Below are 6,226 nucleotides of genomic sequence, written 5' to 3'. Positions count from 1 at the left end.
TCTTGATCTTGCGCCCATTTGAGTGCGTTCAGGCCGGTGATGGCTTCGATACGGCGCACGCCTGCGGCAATACCGCCTTCGCTGATGATTTTGAAGAGGCCGATGTCGCCGGTGCGTGAAACGTGTGTACCGCCGCACAATTCGGTTGAGAAACCGCCCATTTGCAGTACGCGTACTTCGTCGCCGTATTTTTCGCCGAAGAGCATCATGGCGCCGGTTTTTTGGGCATCTTCCATGCTCATAATGGCGGCATTGACGGCAACGTTGGCCAAAATGGCTTCGTTGACGCGGCGTTCTACTTCGGCGATTTCTTCGGCAGTGACCGCTTGAGGATGGGAAATGTCGAAACGGGTGGATTCGGCGGTAACCAAAGAGCCTTTTTGTTCAACGTGTTCACCCAATACATCGCGCAGGGCTTTGTGCATCAAGTGGGTCGCGCTGTGGTTGCGCATATTGGCATTGCGGATTTCGTCATCCACTTTGGCGGTAACGCTGTCGCCGACTTTCAGACGGCCTGAAGTTTGTACGCCGAATTGGCCGAATACAGCCGCTTTGATTTTTTGGGTATCGCGTACTTCAAAGCGGTTTTCGCCTGCAAAGATATAGCCGACGTCGCCGACTTGGCCGCCGGATTCTGCATAGAACGGGGTAAAGTCGATAACGATGGCACCTTCGTCGCCTTCGTTCAATTCGTTGACTTGCTCGCCGTCTTTGTAGAGGGCGAGGACTTTGGATTCGGTTTGGCGTTCGCTATAACCTTTAAACTCGGTGTCTTGACCTTCGTAAGGCAGTTGGGCGTTGGCTTTGAAGCTTTGTGCGGCGCGTGCGCGTGCGCGTTGTGCATCCATTTCGCGGTTGAAGCCTTCTTCATCCAAATCGATGCCCAATTCGCGCGCCATGTCGGCAGTCAGGTCGTAAGGGAAGCCGTAGGTGTCGTAGAGTTTGAAGATGTGTTCACCACCGATAACGAGTTTGCTGTTGGCGATGTTGTCCATCAAATAGGCATTTAAGGCTTCGGCAAACGGTTTTTCCGCGTCGGGAATATGGGCGGTTTCCAAAGCAGCCTGCAAATCGATATACATGCCTTCGTTCAGGCTACCTGAAACTTGGGGACGGATAACGATTTGCTTTTTGCCTGAAGCGGCACGGGAGGCGGCGGTGAATTCCACACCCTCTGCGGTTTTCAATGCCAGTGGTTTGCCCGCACCATCTTGCGGCAGCAGGCTTTCCAGTTTCAAGAATTTCATGCCGTTGAACACTTGATTGAACAAGCCCATGCCTTTTTCCAGCGTTTCGCCGAAACGGCTCTCTTCCGCGCGCAGGGCTTCCATAATCTGCGTCTGCTTCTCTTTCAACTCAGGATAAGCATCACCCATTACTTTCACCAAGTCGGGCACGAGTTTGTAGAAAAACGCTTGTTTCTGACCGAGTTTGTAACCGTGGCGTACGGCGCGGCGGACGATGCGACGCAGTACATAGCCGCGGCCTTCGTTGGACGGCATCACGCCGTCTGCAATCAGGAAGGAGCAGGAGCGGATGTGGTCGGCGATGACTTTCAGGCTTGGTTCTTCCATGCTGAACGGCGCGCCGGTTTCGCGGGCAACGGCTTTGAGCAGGTCTTGGAACAGGTCGATTTCGTAGTTGCTGTGGACATGCTGCATGACGGCGGCCATACGTTCCAAGCCCATGCCGGTATCAACGGATGGTTTAGGCAGCGGATTCATATTGCCTTGTTCGTCGCGGTTGAACTGCATAAATACGCAGTTCCAAATTTCGATCCAGCGGTCGCCGTCTTCTTCAGGGCTGCCCGGAATGCCACCCCAGATTTCTTCGCCGTGGTCGTAGAAAATTTCGGAGCAAGGGCCGCAAGGGCCGGTGTCGCCCATTTGCCAGAAGTTGTCAGACGCGTATTTCGCGCCTTTGTTGTCGCCGATGCGGACGATACGCTCGGCAGGCATGCCGATTTCGTTCAACCAGATGTTGTAGGCTTCGTCGTCTTCTGCGTAAACGGTCGCCAACAGTTTGTCTTTAGGGATGTTCAACCATTCGGGGGAAGTCAGGAATTCCCAAGCGAAGTGGATCGCGTCGCGTTTGAAGTAGTCGCCGAAGGAGAAGTTGCCCATCATTTCAAAGAAGGTATGGTGACGGGCAGTGTAGCCGACGTTTTCCAAGTCGTTGTGTTTGCCGCCTGCGCGTACGCATTTTTGCGCGGTAGTGGCGCGGTTGTAGGGGCGTTTGTCAAAGCCGAGGAATACGTCTTTAAATTGGTTCATGCCTGCGTTGGTAAACAGCAGGGTCGGGTCGTCGTGTGGCACGAGCGAGGAGGAGCGGACGATGGTGTGGCCTTTAGATTCGAAAAATTTCAGGAATTTTTGGCGTAGTTCGGTGGTTTTCATAATGTCTCGATAAATTTTTTACAAGGATTTCAGACGGCCCGGACGGCGCGTTGCGATTAAAAACGAATGGGCGTTATCTTACCGCAAAACCATATTTCAAGCTATCGGCAGAAAGGTTTTAAGTTGATTGCAATCTGTCTTTCAGACGGCCTTAAGCGGGACGATATCTTTTAACAATGAAGCCTATCCGCTCGGGCTTGCCTGCTTTATAATGCCTCTCTATTTTCAACCGGATACGCAAGGAATGATAATGACCAAACATCTGCCCCTTATCGTACTGACTGCGCTGGCACTGGCCGGCTGCGGCGGCTCGGACAAAACTTCTGCCGACAAGGCGGCTCAAACCGATAATCAAAAGGTATTGAGCATTTACAACTGGTCGGAATATGTTGATCCCGAGACGGTTGCCGCGTTTGAGAAAAAACACGGTATCGCAGTAACTTACGATGTATATGACAGCGATGAAACGCTGGAGAGCAAGGTGTTGACCGGCAAGTCGGGTTACGACATCGTAGGTCCTTCCAATGCGTTTGTCGGTAGGCAGATTAAGGCAGGTGCGTATCAGAAAATCGACAAATCCCTGATTCCCAACTATAAAAACTTGAATCCTCAGTTGATGAAACTGATGGAAGGCGTTGATCCGAACCACGAATATGCCGTTCCGTTTTATTGGGGTACTAACACCTTCGCTATCAATACCGAGCGTGTGAAAAAGGCTTTGGGCACGGATCAGCTGCCGGACAATCAATGGGATTTGGTGTTTAACCCCGAATACACGTCCAAACTCAAGCAATGCGGCATCAGCTATTTGGACAGCGCAGCGGAGATTTATCCTATGGTATTGAACTATATGGGTAAAAATCCAAACAGCAGCGAAACGGCGGATATTAAGGCGGCTACAGAAGTCTTGAAGAAAAACCGTCCGTACATCAAGCGTTTTACCTCGTCCGGTTTTATCGATGATTTGGCGCGCGGCGATACTTGCGTAACGATTGGCTTCGGCGGCGATTTGAATATTGCCAAACGCCGTGCCGAAGAAGCAGGCGGCAAAGAAAAAATCCGTGTGATGATGCCGAAAGAGGGCGTGGGAATTTGGGTAGACTCGTTTGTGATTCCGAAAGATGCTAAACATGTGGCCAATGCCCATGCGTATATCAATGATTTCTTAGATCCTGAAGTTGCGGCGAAAAACGGCAATTTTGTTACTTATGCGCCATCCAGCAAACCGGCTCAGGAGCTGATGGATGAAGAGTTTAGAAACGACAATACGATTTTCCCAACCGAGGAGGATTTGAAAAACAGCTTTATCATGGTACCTATCCAGCCGGCGGCATTGAAATTTATGGTCCGTCAATGGCAAAGCGTGAAAGCAGGGACATAAGCTGATTTAAACGTATTAAGGCCGTCTGAATGGTGTAACCGAAATCCTTGATTTCGTTTTACGGCTGTTCAGACGGCCTTTGGTTTGTATTAGCTTGGCTTGGGTAAGGTTTAAAAACAAAGGGCGTGTATATCAATCACGCCCTTTGTGTTTGTTTCAGACGGTCTTAGAATTTCACGCCTTTATGCAGTGCAACGATGCCTGCGCTCATGTTGTGGTAATCCACGCTGTCAAAGCCTGCATCCAGCATCATTTGCTTTAAGGTTTCTTGGTCGGGGTGCATACGGATAGACTCGGCGAGGTATTGGTAGCTGTCGGCATCTTTGGCAATCAGTTTGCCCATAATCGGCAACAGTTTGAAAGAGTAGAGGTCGTACACGCCTTCCAAAGGTTTGTACACTTTGGAGAATTCCAACACCAGCAGGGTGCCGCCCGGTTTCAATACTCGGTACATTTCTTTCAGCGCGGCATCTTTGTGCGTCATGTTGCGCAGGCCGAACGCGACGGAAACCAGATTGAAATAGTTGTCGGGGAATGGCAATTTTTCAGCGTCTGCCAACGATACGGGCAGAATCATGCCTTCGTTGAGCAGGCGGTCGCGGCCGACCGTCAGCATGGAGGAATTGATGTCTGTCAGCCAAACTTCGCCTTCTTTGCCCACGCGTTTTGCCCAGCCTCGGGACAAATCGCCTGTGCCGCCGGCGATGTCCAATACTTTGTCGCCTTTTTTCAGGCGGGCGGTATTGATGGTGAAATGTTTCCAAACACGGTGCAGACCGCCGGACATTACGTCATTCATAATGTCGTAGTTTTTTGCCACGGAGTGGAAGACTTCGGCAACTTTGCCTGCTTTTTCGTCTTCATCAACGGTAGAGAAGCCGAAATGGGTTTTGTGGTCGCTCATAGTGTCTGCCTTCTTAAAATAATACGGATTCAGATATTGAATACGTCGAAATCGCCAACCACTTTCGACGCGGGAAATATAGTTTGTGCCTGCTGCTCCAGCATCAGGCGTTGCTCTTCTTCGGTATGACGTGCGCTGATGTGGGTCAGGTAGAGTTGTTTCACATTGGCTTGCAAAGCCAGCTTGGCAGCATCGGATACGGTTGATTGGAACACTCGTTCCGCTGTCTCTTCATCGTTTGCCGCAAAGGTTGCTTCATGCGCCAAAACGTCTGCGTTTTGTGCGGCGCGTACTGCCTGCGGACAGGCTTTGGTATCGCCGAAGATAGCCACTACCCGTCCTTTTTTTGGTGGGGAGAGGAACGCTTTGCCGTCAATGATTCTGCCTTCGTCCAATGTTACGGACTCGCCTTTTTTCAGACGGCCTTTCCGCCGCAACCGCTGCTACCGCAGGAATGCGTGTGTTTGGGTTTCAAATCTTCGGCACTTGGTGTTCTGGACGCGCCGGCTTTTTCGAGGCGGTCGAGATAGTCTTGCCAAAGCGAGTCTTGATTGTGCGCTAGTCGGTAGAGATAGTCCCAGTCGTAAAGGCCGCTGTCGTGGCCGTCTGAAAAAGTAATTTTCAAGGCGTATTGGCCGACGGGGTCTAAATCGGTAATGCTGACTTCGGCTTTGCCTGTTTGCAAAACATCTTGACCTGGACCGTGTCCGCGCACTTCCGCGCTGGGCGAGTACACGCGCAGGTATTCGGCAGGAAGGCTCTTGGCACCGTCAACATAGACCAAAGTTAGTACGCGCCGCTCTTGCTGGAGGCGGATTTCTTGTGGGATTTTATCGGCTTGGGTCATGTCATGCTCCGTTCTTTTTACGCAAATAGGCAACGCGTACAGAAAAAATACCGCCAAGTACGGCAAATAACACGATTGCGTAGAGTGAAAACCGTATCAGGCTCACTTGGGTGTCCGCCGTCAGCCCCAAAGGCAGCAACATCACGGCCACGAACAGTAAAAACGCGGCCAACATGGCGACAATGCTGGCAAAGGCATAGCGGGTATTGGCTGCTGTTTGCGGATGTTTGGTCATATTGGATAGCTTGCCGTAGGGTGGTGAGGCGGTATTTTATCAGCTTTTTGGTGCTTCATGCCGTCTGAAAACGGCTTTATTTCCATAAATAAAGTGTAATGGCACGCCTGTCTTCGCCTTCGGGCATTAAGCGGATGCTGCTGCCTTTGCTTCCGTTGACACGGATAATGATGCCGCCGGCCTGCCGCTCGATAATGTCGATTTGGGTGTCGCGGTTCATGCGGTAGTTGTAGCGTTCGCATTGTTTCAAGCACCAAAAATCTTGCCAATGGATAAAATATTTTTGTCCGGATTCGATGGCCAGCGTTTCGCCGCCTTTGACGATGAAGTAAGGGTAATCGGGTTTTTGCGTGCTGAATGTCCATTCGGCCGTTTTGTCTTTTCCGTTTTGACGGTATTCGAACACGGCACGGTAGTCGGTGTCGTATTCCAATGGCTGTAAAGGAAACAGCGCAAATTGGCG

The 6,226-nt window shown here is 51.1% G+C and carries 6 protein-coding genes and 1 pseudogene; 1 reads left to right on the top strand and 6 read right to left on the bottom strand.

Features of this window, described 5'->3' with window-relative positions; all coding sequences use genetic code 11:
* A partial coding sequence (alaS, locus tag ACTHS3_RS09805) for an alanine--tRNA ligase (protein WP_440367852.1) occupies nucleotides 1–2,396 on the bottom strand: 2,396 nt, incomplete at its 3' end.
* A 250-nt stretch (nucleotides 2,397–2,646) separates the two neighbouring features.
* Between alaS and ACTHS3_RS09800 the strand changes: the two genes are divergently transcribed.
* Nucleotides 2,647–3,777 carry a polyamine ABC transporter substrate-binding protein gene (locus ACTHS3_RS09800; RefSeq protein WP_070461746.1) on the top strand — a complete coding sequence of 377 codons (1,131 nt, stop codon included), beginning with the start codon at nucleotides 2,647–2,649 and terminating at the stop codon, nucleotides 3,775–3,777.
* 166 nt (nucleotides 3,778–3,943) lie between these two features.
* On the opposite strand, the gene ubiE is transcribed toward ACTHS3_RS09800, so the two are convergent.
* The 5 genes and pseudogenes from ubiE to ACTHS3_RS09775 all read right to left on the bottom strand — a co-directional run.
* Nucleotides 3,944–4,681, bottom strand: coding sequence for a bifunctional demethylmenaquinone methyltransferase/2-methoxy-6-polyprenyl-1,4-benzoquinol methylase UbiE (gene ubiE, locus ACTHS3_RS09795; RefSeq protein ID WP_004519946.1), 738 nt, complete (start codon nucleotides 4,679–4,681; stop codon nucleotides 3,944–3,946).
* Nucleotides 4,682–4,710: 29 nt separating this feature from the next.
* A complete protein-coding gene (locus ACTHS3_RS09790) occupies nucleotides 4,711–5,118 on the bottom strand; it encodes an MBL fold metallo-hydrolase (protein WP_440367850.1) in 408 nt (135 codons plus the stop codon).
* The gene (locus ACTHS3_RS09785) at nucleotides 5,097–5,528 is read right to left on the bottom strand and encodes a gamma-butyrobetaine hydroxylase-like domain-containing protein (protein ID WP_107696901.1); all 432 of its coding nucleotides are present in this window, start codon (nucleotides 5,526–5,528) and stop codon (nucleotides 5,097–5,099) included. The genes ACTHS3_RS09790 and ACTHS3_RS09785 overlap by 22 nt, the downstream gene beginning before the upstream one ends.
* A gap of 1 nt (nucleotide 5,529) precedes the next feature.
* Complete coding sequence (locus ACTHS3_RS09780) at nucleotides 5,530–5,763, bottom strand: cytochrome b6 (protein ID WP_107810353.1); 234 nt, start codon at nucleotides 5,761–5,763, stop codon at nucleotides 5,530–5,532.
* Nucleotides 5,764–5,839: 76 nt separating this feature from the next.
* Nucleotides 5,840–6,226, bottom strand: a pseudogene (locus tag ACTHS3_RS09775) (CAP domain-containing protein); the annotation flags it as partial.

This window comes from Neisseria sp. P0009.S007, assembly GCF_051962515.1.
This window is presented reverse-complemented; position numbering and strand designations above follow the sequence as displayed.

Coding starts and splice junctions, on each gene's coding strand:
- ubiE (WP_004519946.1), bottom strand. CDS start 4,681: ATGAGCGACCACAAAACCCATTTCGGCTTCTCTACCGTTGATGAAGAC.
- ACTHS3_RS09785 (WP_107696901.1), bottom strand. CDS start 5,528: ATGACCCAAGCCGATAAAATCCCACAAGAAATCCGCCTCCAGCAAGAG.
- ACTHS3_RS09800 (WP_070461746.1), top strand. CDS start 2,647: ATGACCAAACATCTGCCCCTTATCGTACTGACTGCGCTGGCACTGGCC.
- ACTHS3_RS09780 (WP_107810353.1), bottom strand. CDS start 5,763: ATGACCAAACATCCGCAAACAGCAGCCAATACCCGCTATGCCTTTGCC.